Annotated in this window: 19 protein-coding genes; 9 read left to right on the top strand and 10 right to left on the bottom strand. The window is 68.6% G+C overall.

Annotation, left to right across the window (positions count from 1 at the left end; translation table 11 throughout):
- The first annotated feature begins 134 nt into the window (after positions 1 to 134).
- Both AC6EXY_RS30220 and AC6EXY_RS30215 read left to right on the top strand, forming a co-directional pair.
- Complete coding sequence (locus AC6EXY_RS30220; RefSeq protein ID WP_341477275.1) at positions 135 to 1,034, top strand: nuclease-related domain-containing protein; 900 nt, start codon at positions 135 to 137, stop codon at positions 1,032 to 1,034.
- Positions 1,035 to 1,087: 53 nt separating this feature from the next.
- A complete protein-coding gene (locus tag AC6EXY_RS30215) occupies positions 1,088 to 1,600 on the top strand; it encodes a hypothetical protein (protein WP_101835179.1) in 513 nt (170 codons plus the stop codon).
- 17 nt (positions 1,601 to 1,617) lie between these two features.
- On the opposite strand, the gene AC6EXY_RS30210 is transcribed toward AC6EXY_RS30215, so the two are convergent.
- Positions 1,618 to 1,839 (bottom strand): hypothetical protein, encoded by a 222-nt coding sequence (locus tag AC6EXY_RS30210; protein ID WP_101835181.1) that lies wholly within the window; start codon positions 1,837 to 1,839, stop codon positions 1,618 to 1,620.
- On the bottom strand, positions 1,836 to 2,585 hold the full coding sequence (locus tag AC6EXY_RS30205) for an SDR family NAD(P)-dependent oxidoreductase (RefSeq protein ID WP_499818633.1): 750 nt from the start codon (positions 2,583 to 2,585) through the stop codon (positions 1,836 to 1,838). The genes AC6EXY_RS30210 and AC6EXY_RS30205 overlap by 4 nt, the downstream gene beginning before the upstream one ends.
- A gap of 116 nt (positions 2,586 to 2,701) precedes the next feature.
- Between AC6EXY_RS30205 and AC6EXY_RS30200 the strand changes: the two genes are divergently transcribed.
- A complete protein-coding gene (locus AC6EXY_RS30200) occupies positions 2,702 to 3,316 on the top strand; it encodes a TetR/AcrR family transcriptional regulator (protein WP_101835185.1) in 615 nt (204 codons plus the stop codon).
- Between the two features lie 70 nt (positions 3,317 to 3,386).
- On the opposite strand, the gene AC6EXY_RS30195 is transcribed toward AC6EXY_RS30200, so the two are convergent.
- Both AC6EXY_RS30195 and AC6EXY_RS30190 read right to left on the bottom strand, forming a co-directional pair.
- On the bottom strand, positions 3,387 to 3,794 hold the full coding sequence (locus AC6EXY_RS30195; RefSeq protein WP_499818634.1) for an HhH-GPD-type base excision DNA repair protein: 408 nt from the start codon (positions 3,792 to 3,794) through the stop codon (positions 3,387 to 3,389).
- A 112-nt stretch (positions 3,795 to 3,906) separates the two neighbouring features.
- Positions 3,907 to 4,095, bottom strand: coding sequence for a ribbon-helix-helix protein, CopG family (locus tag AC6EXY_RS30190; RefSeq protein ID WP_243408050.1), 189 nt, complete (start codon positions 4,093 to 4,095; stop codon positions 3,907 to 3,909).
- Between the two features lie 471 nt (positions 4,096 to 4,566).
- On the opposite strand from AC6EXY_RS30190, the gene AC6EXY_RS30185 reads away from it, so the two are divergent.
- Entirely contained in the window at positions 4,567 to 4,941 is a 375-nt protein-coding gene (locus AC6EXY_RS30185) for a hypothetical protein (protein WP_165818637.1), read from the top strand.
- A 224-nt stretch (positions 4,942 to 5,165) separates the two neighbouring features.
- On the opposite strand, the gene AC6EXY_RS30180 is transcribed toward AC6EXY_RS30185, so the two are convergent.
- The 3 genes from AC6EXY_RS30180 to AC6EXY_RS30170 form a co-directional block, all read right to left on the bottom strand.
- On the bottom strand, positions 5,166 to 5,588 hold the full coding sequence (locus AC6EXY_RS30180) for a hypothetical protein (RefSeq protein WP_101835191.1): 423 nt from the start codon (positions 5,586 to 5,588) through the stop codon (positions 5,166 to 5,168).
- Positions 5,589 to 6,002: 414 nt separating this feature from the next.
- Positions 6,003 to 6,578, bottom strand: coding sequence for an HhH-GPD-type base excision DNA repair protein (locus tag AC6EXY_RS30175; RefSeq protein ID WP_101835193.1), 576 nt, complete (start codon positions 6,576 to 6,578; stop codon positions 6,003 to 6,005).
- Between the two features lie 81 nt (positions 6,579 to 6,659).
- Positions 6,660 to 7,280, bottom strand: a complete 621-nt coding sequence (locus AC6EXY_RS30170) for a TetR/AcrR family transcriptional regulator C-terminal domain-containing protein (protein WP_165818638.1) — start codon at positions 7,278 to 7,280, stop codon at positions 6,660 to 6,662.
- 127 nt (positions 7,281 to 7,407) lie between these two features.
- Between AC6EXY_RS30170 and AC6EXY_RS30165 the strand changes: the two genes are divergently transcribed.
- Positions 7,408 to 8,397 (top strand): quinone oxidoreductase family protein, encoded by a 990-nt coding sequence (locus AC6EXY_RS30165; protein WP_499842441.1) that lies wholly within the window; start codon positions 7,408 to 7,410, stop codon positions 8,395 to 8,397.
- A 39-nt stretch (positions 8,398 to 8,436) separates the two neighbouring features.
- On the opposite strand, the gene AC6EXY_RS30160 is transcribed toward AC6EXY_RS30165, so the two are convergent.
- Positions 8,437 to 9,465, bottom strand: a complete 1,029-nt coding sequence (locus tag AC6EXY_RS30160) for an NADP-dependent oxidoreductase (protein WP_499818636.1) — start codon at positions 9,463 to 9,465, stop codon at positions 8,437 to 8,439.
- Positions 9,466 to 9,586: 121 nt separating this feature from the next.
- Between AC6EXY_RS30160 and AC6EXY_RS30155 the strand changes: the two genes are divergently transcribed.
- The 3 genes from AC6EXY_RS30155 to AC6EXY_RS30145 all read left to right on the top strand — a co-directional run bounded on the left by AC6EXY_RS30155 (position 9,587) and on the right by AC6EXY_RS30145 (position 11,693).
- Entirely contained in the window at positions 9,587 to 10,252 is a 666-nt protein-coding gene (locus AC6EXY_RS30155; protein ID WP_499818637.1) for a TetR/AcrR family transcriptional regulator, read from the top strand.
- 507 nt (positions 10,253 to 10,759) lie between these two features.
- A complete protein-coding gene (locus tag AC6EXY_RS30150) occupies positions 10,760 to 11,041 on the top strand; it encodes a hypothetical protein (RefSeq protein WP_207770561.1) in 282 nt (93 codons plus the stop codon).
- A gap of 43 nt (positions 11,042 to 11,084) precedes the next feature.
- Positions 11,085 to 11,693 (top strand): TetR/AcrR family transcriptional regulator, encoded by a 609-nt coding sequence (locus AC6EXY_RS30145; protein WP_101835201.1) that lies wholly within the window; start codon positions 11,085 to 11,087, stop codon positions 11,691 to 11,693.
- A gap of 63 nt (positions 11,694 to 11,756) precedes the next feature.
- Here the strand turns inward: AC6EXY_RS30145 and AC6EXY_RS30140 are convergent, their stop codons facing one another.
- Both AC6EXY_RS30140 and AC6EXY_RS30135 read right to left on the bottom strand, forming a co-directional pair.
- Positions 11,757 to 12,074, bottom strand: coding sequence for a hypothetical protein (locus AC6EXY_RS30140; RefSeq protein WP_133150876.1), 318 nt, complete (start codon positions 12,072 to 12,074; stop codon positions 11,757 to 11,759).
- A gap of 16 nt (positions 12,075 to 12,090) precedes the next feature.
- Positions 12,091 to 12,852: an IclR family transcriptional regulator gene (locus AC6EXY_RS30135; protein ID WP_101835205.1), complete on the bottom strand. Its 762-nt coding sequence runs from the start codon at positions 12,850 to 12,852 to the stop codon at positions 12,091 to 12,093.
- A 301-nt stretch (positions 12,853 to 13,153) separates the two neighbouring features.
- Here AC6EXY_RS30135 and AC6EXY_RS30130 point away from each other — a divergent pair, with 301 nt between their 5' ends.
- Positions 13,154 to 14,080, top strand: a complete 927-nt coding sequence (locus AC6EXY_RS30130) for a TIGR03564 family F420-dependent LLM class oxidoreductase (protein WP_499818638.1) — start codon at positions 13,154 to 13,156, stop codon at positions 14,078 to 14,080.
- Positions 14,081 to 14,482: the final 402 nt, after the last annotated feature.

Below are 14,482 nucleotides of genomic sequence, written 5' to 3'. Positions count from 1 at the left end.
CCATCCAGATGGCCCTCGCAGGCCAGCCCTGGCTACCCGCCCCCCGCGCCACCGCGCCCGCCCTGACCACCGCCTAAAACAACATCAAAACCGGGGGTGCTGGAGCGCGCACCCGTGAATGGACACGGCTCTACGTGAATCTTCCTGATGGGCAGAGTGCCGCCTGGTTCGACCCGGGGACCGATCAGGTTCACGTCCTGCTCGACGATTACCACGACGCGGCGCTCGACGCGCTGGCCGTCTACCTGGGACAACGGTCGGGGCCCCTCGCCCGCCCGCGCTCGCCCGTCCCGCCGCGGGCCGCCGCGCCGGCGCCATCGCCACCGGCATCGACGCCGGCCCCGTCAGCGGGCTGGACCCCGGATATATCCGCCCTCGTGCCCGGCCCGGCGGACGCGGCGCTTCAGCCCGCGGACGACCTCGCCGGCAACCCGCCCGGCGCGGCGCTCATCGCGAAGATCGAGGAACTGACGCCGGGATTCTGGCGCGCGCTGCTCGACCGTCTGTTCCGCCGACCGTCGGAGGCTGAGCCGTGGCGCAAGGGCCTGATCGGCGAGCGGGCGGTAGGCGCGGAACTGGAGCGGCTCACCGGCCGGGGATGGCGGGCGCTGCATGCGATCCCGCTTCCCAACAATGTCGACATCGATCATCTGCTGATCGGCCCGGGCGGGGTGTTCACCATCAACACCAAGAACCATCCCGGCGCCCAGATCTGGGTGGGCGATCGGGTCGCAAGGGTGGGCCCACGCAAGGAGCAGTACCCGTGGAAGGCCCGGTCCGAGGCCAGGCGGGCATCGGCGGCGCTGAGCCAGGAGTGCGGGTTCGCGGTGCCCGTCGAGCCGGTACTCGCGTTTGTCAAGCCCGCGAAGCTGACCCAGGCGCCGCCGCGCGCCGAGGACGATCCCGTCCGCGTTCGCGCCATCAGGCACGACCAGGTCACGACCATCGGCGACCTTGCGGAGATGTGGCAGCCGCGGCAGGTCGAACGGATCCATGCCGCAGCCCGCGACCGACGCACCTGGCTGAACGCGTGACGGCCCACCAGCAGCCACCGTCTTCCACCAGAGCCTCGTCGCCGGCAGAGAGCGTGAGCGAGCCGCCGCTCGTCCCCGGCAAGCACCTGCTGTCAGCCCGGCGGCGGGTCGAGAGAGCGGCGGCGGCCGCACTGGCTGAGCTGGATCCGTTCTCCAAGCAGCTCGCCGTCGCCGTCGACGAGCCGGACGACGTCGATCTGGCATGCGCACTGCAGTGGGCGGCGAGCAGCGGGATCACAGCCGCCGAGGCTGGCGAGAAACTGGGGGTGACCATGACCGAGTCCGAGCTGGTCGGCTGGGTCAGCCCCTGGCCTGTATCAGCGCGGCACACACGCGGTGGGATGACGGGCACATCCGTAACCCCCACATCAACCGCGGCCGACCTCGCGGTCGATCTCGCCGACTGGCTACAGACCATCCTGGCAGACGCCGGGATCTCAGACCCCATACCGCCATGTCCCGCGCATCCGCACCCGATGCGCCCCGTTGTTCACGAGGGCGGGCCATGGTGGGAGTGTCCGAACGGCGGACTCGTCCGGCCTTGGCCACGGACAGTGGCGTGCTGAGCGGCACCTCGACGGGTTCAGCGGCCGCCAATCAGATGATCCATCAGATCGGCGGTTACCGAAGCTCCAGCTCTGCGCAGCGCAGCGACCGTCGGCCTGTCTGTGGCGCCCGTCAGCGACGCCACCGCCGTCCGGTGCGCGGCAAGCATCTGCGACTCGTACTCGGCCACGAGCCGGCCGAGTAGCTCGTCGGGAGTGACCACCTCGACGCCGGCCGCAGCGGCCGCGTCGGCACTCATCCGCCGGCCGGGATCCCATCGAACGTGCTGAAGACCGATTCGGCCCGATCGCGGACTGAGTACATCCGCCAGGCGGCGTCGGCGAGCGTGTCCGGGTCGAGTGTGTGCCCCTCGACCGGGCCGTACCGGCTGGGATCGGACACCACCTGCCGATAGATGTCACCCCGCTCGACGACCCCGCCGATGGTCAGGGTCCCGGCGTAGACACCCTGGCCGGCCAGCGCCGCGTTGAGGCTCAGCGCGTAGGCACGGACGGCGGCGGCCGTCAGGGCCAGCGATCCCAGGGCGGGCATCGGGGTGACGGCGCTGAGCCCGCCGGCGAACAGCAGCCCGCCCCTCCCGCGACCGATCATGGCCGGCAGCACGTGATTCACCACCTGGACGGCACCGAAGGTGATCGACATAGCCCGCTCGGCATCGGCGCGGGTGGTGGTGGCGATCGGCTCCGGGGGCACCGCCGGATCGGCGGCGCCCGGCCCGTAGTAGACGACATCGACGGAGGCGAACGCCTCAGTCACCGCGTCCAGCGCCCGCCGCGCCGGATCGGGCTGGAGGATGTCGGCCGCGAAGGCCCGGGCAGTGACGCCGAGCTCGGCCAGAGACGACACGTACTGGTCGTGGCGGGCGCCGTTCCGGGAGACCAACGCGACGCGAAACCCCTCCCGTCCGAAGCGGCGGCCCACCGACAGTCCGAGCCCAGGACCAGCCCCGATGACGAGGACGGTGGGACCGGGGAGACCGGACATCGTGGCTCCTCACAGTTTCGCGATCAAGATAGTCGACCTAAACCGAGGTCGTTCCTCGACTTATGTAGGCACGCTAGCACAACCCGAGGGTCACCCTCGACTTGTAGGGTCGAAGCATGACCGGGCGGAGTAGGCCTCTACGCGCGGACGCGGCGCGCAATCGGGCCAAACTGCTCGACGCCGCGACCGCGGTGTTCGGTGAGCGCGGCCTGGACGCTCCGCTGGAGCAGATCGCGCGCCACGCGGAAGTCGGCATCGCCACGCTCTATGCGCACTTCCCGAGCCGCGAGGCGCTCGTCGCCGCGGTCCTGCCGGGACGCCTGGCGGCCGTGGACCAGCTCGGGGGGGTGGCATTGGCCGACCCCGACCCGTGGCGGGGATTCACCGGATTCGTGGTCGGCCTGTTCGCGCTGCGCGCCCAGGACCGCGGTCTCAACGACGCGCTGGCGGAGTGGGTCGCGGCCGATTCAGAAATCGTGCGCGAGGCCTGCCAGCGCGGCCTGGACCTGGCCGAGAAAATCATCGAACGGGCTCGACTCGATGGCCGGTTGCGTTCGGACTTCACGTCCGCCGACCTGAGCACCATCGGCCGCGCGATGGCCCACGTGATCAACGAATCCACCGAGGCCACCGCGTCCGAGTGGCGCCGGTGCCTGACGTTCTTCCTGGACGGGCTCCGCGCCCACCCTGCCGACGCCGATTCGCCGGCGACGACCGGCCACCCGGTCTGACTGTCGCTCGCGGGGGCGCGTTCGGTGGCGGCCGGTGATCCCGCACCGCCCCAGGAGTCAGACGGCCGATCTACGCCTTGGCGGTGGCCTTCATGGCCTTCTTGTAGTCGCGGACCTTGATGCGGGACTCGGGGCTCACGATGTCGGCGACCGAGCGGTAGCTGCCGTCCTCGCCGAACGGGTCACACGCCTCCTGCCAGCCGGGCGGGGTCACGCCGAGCTGCTTGCCGAGCAGCGCCACGAAGATCTTCGCCTTCTGCTGACCGAAGCCCGGCAGCGCCGCGACCTGCTTGAGCAGCTGACGGCCGTCCGCCGCCGTCGTCCACACCGCCGCCGCGTCCCCGCCGTACGAGTCCAGCAGCAGCCGGCACAGCGACTGCACCCGCTTCGCCATCGATCCCGGGAACCGGTGCAACGCCGGCTGCCGCGCGAAGATCACACCCAGCTCGTCCGGAGCGAACTCCGCCAGCTCCGTCACGTCCCAACGGCCGCCCCAGCCGCGCCACCAGCTCGTACGGCGCCGCGAACGCCCGCTCCAACGGGATCTGCTGGTCCCCACCGGTCTCGGAAGGATGAAGTGGAAACAACCCTCAGGCGGACTCTCGCAGGACCCTCCGCACGATCTCCTCGACCTGGTCCTCGGTCATCACGGGCGCGTCGAGGCTCTCCACCGCGCGCGACAGGATGCGCCGAACCAGGGCTGACGTGGGGATGTGCTCAGCCGCCGCGCGCACCTTGAGCGCGTCCGCCAACGACGCCGGCACCCGTACCGAGACCACAGCCTGCTCGGACTCGATCGAATCGCCCGCGTATAGAACACCTCAGGTCCGGCAAACGTAAACATGCCGCCCGTCGCAGGACAGGTTGTCGTTGATCGCCGCCCGCCAGTCGAGCCCGCCGATGCCCTCGAGGGGACGGGACACGCCGACTACAGGCGATCACACAGCCCGCTTGCTAAACGACAACTTAGCCGGCGTTCTGGCTGCTCACATGCCGACCAACCCTCCGCACGCCCCGAACCAGCGAAGCCAATTCCGAGCGCGCCTTGACCGCCGAGGCGACAACTCGGTAGGGTTTTCGTCAATAGGCTTATGGCGCCAAAAATCGCCCATGCTGCCTTGGAGATCACCGTGAAGTGGTTACGCCGCGCCCTACTCCCACTCCTGCTCTCCCTCAGCATCGCACTGCTAGCGGCGGCACCCGCGCACGCCGAAAAGCTGGGAACCAGGCCCAACTGGGGTGCGTGTGGCGTGTCAACCAGCGAACAAAAAATGGTCTACGACTTCGGCGGCATCAATTTGCGATGTGGCAACAACCGCTGGGGTTACCGCCATATAAAGGACGGAGGCAGCGGAGAAGACGGGCACTACGACGATTTCCAGAACCTGGCCAGACCGGCCGGGCTCAACTGGAGCGACCTGGTACACTGGGCCATCTACTACAACACTAAAGATCCCGACCATGTCGTCGTCGACCAGAATACCGGCTGCCGAGATCGGCTGCTGTACGCGCAGGATGGCAATGGTCGCCAGGTGTGGCAGCAGCGATTCAGGATGATCTACAATGCCACGGATGGCCGCGTTATCACCGTCTATCCCACGTCCGGGACCTGTCAGCGGCAATAAGTTCATCGTCGCCGCTCGCGCCCGGCATGGATCTCCGGTATCCGGCTGCTTCGATGGGCGAGACCACGAGGAAGTCCCAGAGAAGCCCGTCGCCCTGCTGCGCACGTTCGGCTCATGGCATGACCGGGAGATCCCGGCCACCGGCGGGATAGCGCCCGCAGACGGCTCGGCGAGGAGCCGTCTGCGGGCCGCGCCAATCTCGCTTCGATGGGTGCGACGTGCCCTCAGGTGCCAGGTCTGTCGGACGACCAATAGCCACCTTCCGCATCTGCTGACAGAAATGATCTACGTTCGGGGCCTCGTCGACGGACAAGAGAGACGCGACCATCAGCTGACCGGTCGAGCCGGATCTCGACAAGCGACAAGAAGACGTCCGAGTCGAAATATTCCTGAATCTGCATGATGATGTACTGCAACCGGACTCGGTCCCGCTCATCCCCCTGTGCTTCGGCAAGACCGAGGACGGCATTCTCCTCGTCCAGCCAGTTGAAGTACTCCTTCAGAAGATTCAGTTCAAGCGTGACGCGAACTGCTCGATCCTCATCACGAAGATCGAATGTTCCAGCTGTGGAATCCAGGTCGGAGATCTGATACCCACGCCGAAGGATTTCGACAACAGCATCGAACAGTTCTTGCTTGTCAGCCATGTAAACCTCGGCGATTCATGGTGATTGTCACAATGGGCCCGGTGGTGGCGAGCAGCTGAGCGGAGACTCCTCGCCGACAAGGAAGCCGCCGGCATCGACCGAATCAGGAGCTGTCAGGGACAGGACACCTCACACATCCTATGCCACGGCCAAAGGATCCGGCGGGCTACCGCGCGGCCAGCCTGGGCTGTTCATCTCGAACGTTACCTGATCCTGCTATGAGGGTAGTCGGTGCCGGGGCACAGGAAAGTGCTTCTGACCTGGAAGGACACAGGTGTCTCACCCGAGACTGACACAGAGGGGGCCGCCCCCGACAGCACCCCCGGGCTGTCTGTCAGAAAGCCGAAAGTCGCTCTGCGGCCAACAGGCCGATCAAGCCATCGCCCTCAGCGCGCCGCGGCGACTGGAGCGCGGTCAGGTAGCTGACGCCTTGGCAGCGGCCTTCATGGCCTTCTTGAAGTCGCGGACCTTGATGCGGGACTCGGGGCTCGTGATGTCCGCGACGGAACGGTAGCTGCCGTCCTCGCCGAACGGCGCGCACGCCTCCCGCCAGCCGGGCGGCGTCACCCCGAGCTGCTTGCCCAGCAACGCAACAAAGATCTTGGCCTTTTGAGTGCCGAAGCCGGGCAGCGCCGCGACCTGCTTCAGCAGCTGCCGGCCGTCGGTTGCAGTCGTCCACACCCCGGCAGCGTCACCGCCGTAGCTGTCGATGACAATCCGGGAGAGCTTCTGCGTCCGCTGCGCCATCGCGGCGGGGAACCGGTGCAGCGCCGGCTGGACGGAGAACACCGCCGCCAGTCCCTCCGGGTCCATCGCCGCAAGATCCGCTGCGTCCAACCCGCGCCCAAGCCGCCGCGTCAGCTCCAGCGGCGCCGCGAACGCCCGTTCCAGCGGGATCTGCTGATCCAGCACCATCCCGATCAGCAGCGCCAACGGATCGTTCGTCAGCAGCTCGTCCGCCTCGTCGATCTGACTTAGGTGCAGTCCCACGGCACCACCGTAGCCGACCTAGGTCACGGCGACCGCCGCAGCGATCAGATCACCGGAGGTAGGCTCCGATCACTCGTGTGTTCACCCGGCGGCGCGGCGGATGCCGTCGATGACAAGACGCAGGCCGAAGTCGAAGTGCTCCTCCCGGTGCGGAGCAGGGAGATGGTCGAGCGCGGCGAACAGATGTGGGTGGCGTTTTGGATCAACCGAGCCTACGAGTCGTGCGGCGCTCGCGGACGGATCCGGCAGAGCGGCGGCGAGTTGTTCCTCGGTGCTGTGGCTGACCACGTAGTAGGTGATCGTGTCCGCCGACCACGCCGCATCTCGGCTGGACAGCCCCCCGGCGCGGAGAGTAGAGATCATCTGCTCGCCGTACGCCAGCGCGTTGGGCAAGGGAAAGAAGACGCCCGCGAACAGCCGAGCACCGTCGCGGCGGGACAGCAGTGCCTCGTGCAGACGATGAGCGAGTTGGACGACCTGGTCGTACCAGGGCAGGTGCTTGTCGAGGTCTGACGTCACTCCAGCCAGCAGCGCGTCGGCCATCGCCTCCAGCAGCACCTGCTTGCCGGGGAAGTGCCAGTAGGTCGCACCGTTCTGCACGCCAAGTGCCCCAGCGAGCCGACGCATAGTCAGCTGGTCCAGCCCCACCTCGTCGAGCAGGTCGAGCGCGACGCCGAGTACTTGATCCCGACTGAGCCGCACGGCAGATCCTCCCAAAGGATTTGACGGACGGAGTCAGTATGACCACACTTCAACATTGTTGAACTTAAACGCTGTTGAAGTTGACGACGTCGGTCAGCGGCCGAGGCGGCCTGCATGAGGCCGCCGGGTGGCGGCAGACCCACTGGCCGGATCGGCGTCGCGGGAGAGGACGCAGAGAGTGCGCACGATCCTGTTTTCCGGCCGGGGCCCGGTCGAGGTCGTTCAGCGCACGGCGCCGACACCGGGACCTGGGCAGCTCCTCGTTCGGACGGAGGCCATCGGAGTTGGAGTGGGCCTGGTCCGGCAGCTGACCGCGGCCGGCGAGCGCCGCGAACCAGTCCGTCCAGGCAGCGAGCTGGTGGGGACCGTCGTGGCGACCGGCTCGGAGGTCACGCGCTTCAAGATCGGAGATCGGGTTGGTGGCGTGGTGTTCGAGGACGCTTACGCCGACCTGGCCCTCGCCGACCCGCGGTTGGTCGGGCCCGTACCCGCGGACGTCGACGCGGCGGTGGCGCTCGCACTGGTTCGCGGCGGGCTGATCGCCAGCAGCGTGCTCGAGGCCGGTCGCCTCACCGAGGGCGAATCCGTTCTGGTCACTGCCGCGGCCAGCGGAACCGGTCACCTCGCGGTGCAACTCGCCAAGGTCCTCGGCGCCGCCCGGGTGGTTGCCGCCGTCGGGTCGCTGGACAAGGCGGGCTTTGTCCGCGAGTGCGGCGCCGATGACGTAGTGACGTACTCGTCGGTGTCCTGGGGCGAACCCGTGGACCTGATCCTCGACGGAGTCGGCGGGCACCTGGTGCAACGCGGCGTGGACAGCCTCGCCGCGTTCGGTCGCCTTGTCGCGTTCAGCGCCGGCGGCGGCACCATCGATGCCGGCAGCCTCCTTGGTGGCCTGAAGTCGGTCATCGGCTTCGCGATCGGCACGGTCAACCGGACCCGGCCCGAGCTGGTCGAGCGGCGCCGGGCCGAGCTCTGGGATCTGCTCGCGGCCGGCCAGTTGCGCCCCCGCCATGTCAATGTCCCGTTCGAGAAGATTACCAATGCGATTGAGCTGGTCGCGAACCGCGCCAATCAGGGCCGGGTCGTTCTGCGTACCGAACCTCTCCCGACCGGATGATCGGGAGCCAGCCTGAAACAAGGTTGCCTTCGGCGAACGTCACGCCTCGTCGTCACAGACGACGACCAGCTTTCCTCGGGTGTGCTGACGCAGGAGATCGACGCACGCCCGCGCACCCTCCGCGAGGAGATAGCGCCGACCGATCGGGTTGGGCAGCATCCCGTCCAACGCCTGTTCGGCGAGGACGTCCAGATCTCCTGGGACAGCGGCGGTGAAGAGGGTCTCCACGATCAGGTCACTGCCCGTGAACGAGACAGGATCATGGACGGGAAAGACGATGTTGAGCAGCCGGCCAGCGGGCCGGATCAGCCGGGCGAGATCAGCCAGATCATCGCCGGGGAGAGCGAGATTGACGACGGCATCCACCCCCTTGGGATAGCGACGGGCCACATCGTCGGCCGTGTCGCCGGCTCGGTGGTCGACCGTCTCGCGAGCGCCGAGACCGCGGACATATTCGCCGTCGCCGGCGCTCGCGGTCGCGATGACATGCACACCGGCCGCGGCGAGCATGGGCACGAGCACACCGCCGACGCCTCCTGTGGCGCCGATGACCAGCACCACGTCACCGCGCCGGTGCTCGAGCGCCCGGATCAGCGGGAGCGCGGTCAGCCCGACGGTGGGCAGAGCCGCGGCGTGCTCGACTGACAACCCGGGAGGCCGAATCGTCAACCCTGGCGTGTCGGCCTCGAACACCGCGTACTCGGCGAGAGTGCCCGTCGTGAGGGAGGGCGGGGACGCCACCTGCGCGGCCAGACCGCGCAGGTGGCGGGGAAGACCCAACCCGAACACCTCGTCGCCGACGCGGAACCGAGTCACGCCAGCGCCCACCTCGGTGACCGTGCCAGCGAAGTCGCCGCCGATGACGTGCGGGAAGCTCAGCGGCGCCATCTCGCGGAGCTCACCGCCCAGCAGCCGCAGCTCACCGGGATTGAGCGCCGTCGCGCGCACCCGCACCTGGATCTGCCCCCGATCTGGCCGGGGTATCGGCAACTCTCCCACCGTCAGCCGCTCGGGTGGCCCGTAGTCGTCCGCGATCACCGCGCGCATCGTCGTCTTCATGATCCTCATCTACTCCTCGTCGAGCCGCATCCGACATAACAGGACCGCCTGGTCATGTTAACGAGGCTAGCGCAGAAGTGGACCGCGCGGTCAGGTTGGTACACTGCACGGGTCGAAGGGAGCGGGAAGTATGGCCACCGCGGCGCAGCCACGCCGGTTGCGAGCGGACGCCGCCCGCAACCGGCGGTTGCTGCTCGACACCGCCGCCACGGCCTTCGCGGAGCAGGGCATCGAGGTTTCGATCGCCGAGATCGCCCAGCGGGCCGGCGTGGGCAAGGGCACGGTGTTTCGCCATTTCCCCACCAAAGAGGACCTGATCGCCGCGATAGTCGGCGATCAGCTCGACTATCTCTCCGACGCCGGAGACGCCCTCCTGGAATCCGCTGACCCGACCGCGGCCTTGATCGAGTTCATGACCCTGGGGGTCGACCTCCAGGCACGTGACCGCTCCGTCTGCCAGATCGCCATCGGCGTCGTCCACAACGACCCGGAGATCAAAGCCGCCGCGGATCGCCTGGGCCGGACCGCGACGGCGCTCACGGAACGCGCCCGCGAGCACGGGGGGATACGAGACGACGTGACGGGGCAGGACGTTCTTCTGCTCCTGCGTGGCGCCTATCAGGCCGCCGCACCGCTGGCGCATGTCGCGCCCGAGCTGGGGCGCCGCTACCTGGCCGTCATCGTGGCCGGCCTGCGCCCGGCGGCGAGCCCCCTGCCCGGGCCGATACCGGGTCCGTCCTTGTCGATCGACACGATGCGGACCGAAGTCGAAGACGGAGATAGCCGAAACGCTTGAGCTCTCCGACCAGCAGCCTCGATACGCACTGAAACTGTTGATCGAGAAGGGGAGGGTTCTCGATGCCCTGGTAGCCCCAAACCGAGTTATCGCCTCACCGCACAGGATGCGTTGATCAGGGCTGGTGCGCGATCGGGGTGTTCTGTATGGCGTTGAGCAGGTCGAACCCGGCCAACGTCATCCCGTAAGGACTGCCCCAGAGCACGTCGGCCGCGAACTGGTGGTCGTACTCGTCGAACGTATCGACGAACTCTTCGGCCTGCTCGCCGAGCTCACACCAGCCCAGCCGAGCGTGGCCGACGGCATCGAGCCGACGTCGGCTTAGATCTCAGCGGTCGTCGTCGAACGTCGCGCACCTCATCCCGCGCCAGCGCGCGGAGAAACCCTGGTCGGGAGTCAGCGACGAACTGCCGTCACGGACAGACTGCCAGCTACCGCGCCAACCTCGGCAGCACCCCGGCGACGACCGGACTCACCCCTGCCCAGGCCAATACCGCGCGCGGCGGGGTGTTCGACGGCACCGCGCTGGCCCACCAGCTCCACTCACCAGCCCTGCTCGACGACGTCCGCTCGGCGTTCGTCGACGGCATCGACACCGCCTTGCTCGTCTGCGGCGGGATAGCGTTCACCGGGGCGCTCCTGGCACTGGCGCTGTTCCCACGCAGGGCAACCACCGCCTTGCCAGACGCCCCCGACGACGGCGACGAAGGAGACGCTGTCGACATCGCCGGCACCGTCGCTGGCGTGTCGCGGCCGCCGCACGTCAGCCAGGCGGGTGGCGAGACATGATCGACATGGCACGCGCTGACATCGTTGTCGAAAGGAGGCGTCATTGTCGCCGGAGCGACCATCGTGGAGTCAGACGCAGACCATCGCGCTCAAGCAGGCGATCCAGTCGACCGCGCTACGGCTGTTCGCCGAGCGAGGCTATACCGAGACCACGGTCAGCATGATCACCGAAGAGGTCGGGGTCGCTGCGCGGACCTGCTTCCGCCACTTCCCGACCAAGCCCGACATGGTCCTGTGGGACGCCGCCGACTACGACATGCTGGTCCACTTCCGCGCCCGCCCCGCGGACGAGGGCGTCATCACGGCCTTCCGTGAGGTGCTGCGCGCCGGTTACGCCACCCTGAGTCCCGAGCAGCGCGCCCTGGAGCGGCACCGCACCGAGCTCATCGCCGCGATACCCGAAGTCCGCGCGGCCCACCTGGACCACCTCACGTCCGCCGCACACGACTTCACCCTGGCCGTGGCAGAACGTGCCGGACGCAAGACGGACGACCCCGACATCGTCGCGGTCAGCGGCGCCATCATCGGGATCATGATGATCACCCAGCTTGACCTGCGCAGGCAACCCCCGCCGTCCTCGCCGCATCGGGACCCGGCTGTTGCGATCGACGACGCCTTGGCCCGGCTGCAACAAGGATTCGGCACACTCTGACCGGCACCGGCAGCAGCGGATGTCCGGCGCGAACGAGGGGCTGCGGCCGGGGCGGGTCCGCCTTCACGGACGAGGATCGCCCCATCCACTCCAACTATCCGAAACCCGCTGGTCCAGAACCATCCCAATAAGGAGGGCAAGCGGGTCGTTGGTCAGCAGCTCGTCCGCCTCGTCGATCTGGCTCAGATGAAGTCCCACGGCCATCACGGTAGCTGGCTCGAACCGGCTGTCGCCCCGCTGGTAGGGCCACCGCGCAGAAGATGTCATCCCGGCCGATTCCTCGATCGTAGACGTCATGGCAGGGCCGGGGGTCTCGCCGTGCGTCTGATCCATCCAGGAGCTGACGGCACGGTCCGACCGCAGACGGACGATGCGAAGCATGGACCCGGACCGCTGGTCAGCGCGGCTCACCGGCTGCGTCAGCGCGAGCCGCGCAGGCCGTGGCCTGCCCAGCGGGCCGGAGACTGCCGCTGATGGTCAGCGCGGCTCTGGCGACCAGGGGGACAGCGCGGCGGGCCTGGGCCGCCGATCGCGCCGTCACGGTCAGGGCGGCCGCGGGGCCTTGGGCGGCGAACGGGTCCACGGGGACCGCCACCTCGTTCTCGCCGAGACGCCATTCCTCCCACGCGCTCGCGGGCGCTCCGGCCCGGATCGTGGCGAGCTGCCGATCCAGCGGTCCAGGCGCGGTAAGCGTGTACGGCGTGAGGCGGACCAGGTCGGCCAGCACCTGGCGGCGGCGGGAGTCCGGCAGATAGGCGAGCAGGACCTTGCCGGCCGCGGTGGCGTGCGGGGGCAGCATCGTTCCCGGCCGCAGGGTGGAGCCGACACCGTCCACGACGACGAAGCGGATACCGTCCAATGCCGCGAGCAGCACTGGTAGCCCCGTCGTCCTGTTCAGTCTGTCGAGAACGGGACGTCCTGTCTCGACCAGCCGGCGGCGGCAGGGAGCCTGCCCACCGAGCGTCCACAGCCGGCTTCCCAGCCGGTAGGACCCGTCGGACTGCCGTTCCAGGCCACCCCAGGCCACCAGCTCGCGTACCAGCCGCAACGCGGTCGGCAGCGGCAGGGCGGAACGCTCAGCGATCGCGGTCAGACGCAGGCTGGGTGTCCCGTCCGCGAACGCGTCCAGCACCGAGAACGCTCTGCCCAGCACCGACATCGCGTGCTCCCCTCTCCACGAGTAGACCAGCTTTCATCCTGTGAAAGTGGGAGTTTTGGATTCACGGAGTGTGGAGGAGAACCTGGCGTCAGGTACCCATAGCCGCCCTTGAAGGGAGCCGCATGTTGCCTACCCTCAGCTGTGAGATACCACCTGTCGCGGCCCGAGCGGTACGCCACACCCGACCGAACCGCGCCGGGCATGATCTCTGGCAGCGGACGCACCCGGTCATCATAGATGGGCGTCACGCAATAGATGGGCGTCACGCAAGCTCGAAGTCCGCGGACGGCGGTGCCGAACGATGATCCCGCTTGGACTCGCGCTCGAACTGCCCGCCGCGGACGGCCCCAACGCGGTGGACGACCTCGTCACCCGGGCCCGCGCCGTCGCGGACGCCGGACTGGCATCACTCTGGCTCGGCCAGGTCTATGACGTCGACGCGCTGACCGCCCTCGCACTCATCGGGCGGGAGGTCCCGGGGCTGGCCCTGGGAACGGCCGTGACGACCATCCACTCGCGGCACCCGATCGCGATGTCCAGCCAGGCGCAGACGACCCAGGCCGCGGTCGGCGGGCGCCTGCGGCTCGGCCTCGGAGTCGGTAGCCGCGCCACCGTCGAACAGCGCTATGGCCTGCGCTTCGACCGACCGGTCCACCGGATGCGCGAGTACCTCGCCGCTCTCCGCCCGCTCCTCCAGACCGGGACGGTCACCATCCGCGGGCAGGAGGTGACTGCGGACACCTCAGGATGGTCCGCCCGGGTCGCCGGAGCCACTCCGCCTCCCCCGCTGCTGCTCGCGGCGCTGGGCCCTGCCATGCTGCGCCTCGCCGGCGAGCTGGCCGACGGGACCATCACCTGGCTGGCCGGCCCGCGCACGATCGCCGAGCACATCGCGCCCGTGCTGGCCGCCGGCGCCGGTGGGCAGCACCGTGAGGTCATCGCCAGCCTCCCCATCTGCGTGACCGACAGACCCGACGAAGCCCGCGCCCGCGCCGCGACCAACCTCGCCTTCTTCGCGGCGGTCCCGTCCTATCGGACGATCCTCGACCGCGAGGGCGCCTGGTCCCCAGCCGATGTCGCGATCGTCGGAGACGAACGCGACGTCGAGAAGGAGCTGGCGCGATTGGCCGATGCCGGCGCCACGCACTTCATCGCCAATCTGTCCGGACTCACCACGCCGGAGGAGCGCGCCCGCACCGTCGCCCTGCTCGGCGCGCTGTCCCGGTAGGCCCGCCTTGGCCGCACCGGCGACGGAACGCAGACGATCTAGAAAAAGCCGCGCCCGTTCCGGAGAACGGCGGGAGAAAGTACATGCCGTGCTACCGACGCAGGCTCCCGCACGTCAAACGCCGACACGGTCGCCCGCTGCGGTCCTTCACTCCGCACCAGCGGATCCCAGATAGATTCTGGCGCTACACGGTCAGGCGAGTACGGATTGCCCCATCCCGCTCCATCCTTCCGATACTGGCTGGTCCAGCACCATCCCGATCAGCAGCGCCAGCGGATCGTTCGTCAGCAGCTCGTCCCGCCTCGTTGATCTGGCTCAGATGCAGTCCCACGACACAACCGTAGCCGACCGCGTCTCGGCGACCGTCGCGCCGCTGGCCAGACCGCCCTCTCATCTCAGGTG

The sequence above is a fragment of the Frankia sp. RB5 genome (assembly GCF_059816245.1).
Note: the sequence above shows the minus strand (reverse complement) of the source record. Positions and strands in the feature narration are given on the sequence as shown.

Excerpts from the sequence above, each read along its gene's own strand:
- AC6EXY_RS30210 (WP_101835181.1), bottom strand. The coding sequence starts at position 1,839 with ATGAGTGCCGACGCGGCCGCTGCGGCCGGCGTCGAGGTGGTCACTCCC.
- AC6EXY_RS30205 (WP_499818633.1), bottom strand. The coding sequence starts at position 2,585 with ATGTCCGGTCTCCCCGGTCCCACCGTCCTCGTCATCGGGGCTGGTCCT.
- AC6EXY_RS30200 (WP_101835185.1), top strand. The coding sequence starts at position 2,702 with ATGACCGGGCGGAGTAGGCCTCTACGCGCGGACGCGGCGCGCAATCGG.
- AC6EXY_RS30180 (WP_101835191.1), bottom strand. The coding sequence starts at position 5,588 with ATGGCTGACAAGCAAGAACTGTTCGATGCTGTTGTCGAAATCCTTCGG.
- AC6EXY_RS30160 (WP_499818636.1), bottom strand. The coding sequence starts at position 9,465 with ATGAGGATCATGAAGACGACGATGCGCGCGGTGATCGCGGACGACTAC.
- AC6EXY_RS30155 (WP_499818637.1), top strand. The coding sequence starts at position 9,587 with ATGGCCACCGCGGCGCAGCCACGCCGGTTGCGAGCGGACGCCGCCCGC.
- AC6EXY_RS30140 (WP_133150876.1), bottom strand. The coding sequence starts at position 12,074 with ATGCTTCGCATCGTCCGTCTGCGGTCGGACCGTGCCGTCAGCTCCTGG.
- AC6EXY_RS30135 (WP_101835205.1), bottom strand. The coding sequence starts at position 12,852 with ATGTCGGTGCTGGGCAGAGCGTTCTCGGTGCTGGACGCGTTCGCGGAC.
- AC6EXY_RS30130 (WP_499818638.1), top strand. The coding sequence starts at position 13,154 with ATGATCCCGCTTGGACTCGCGCTCGAACTGCCCGCCGCGGACGGCCCC.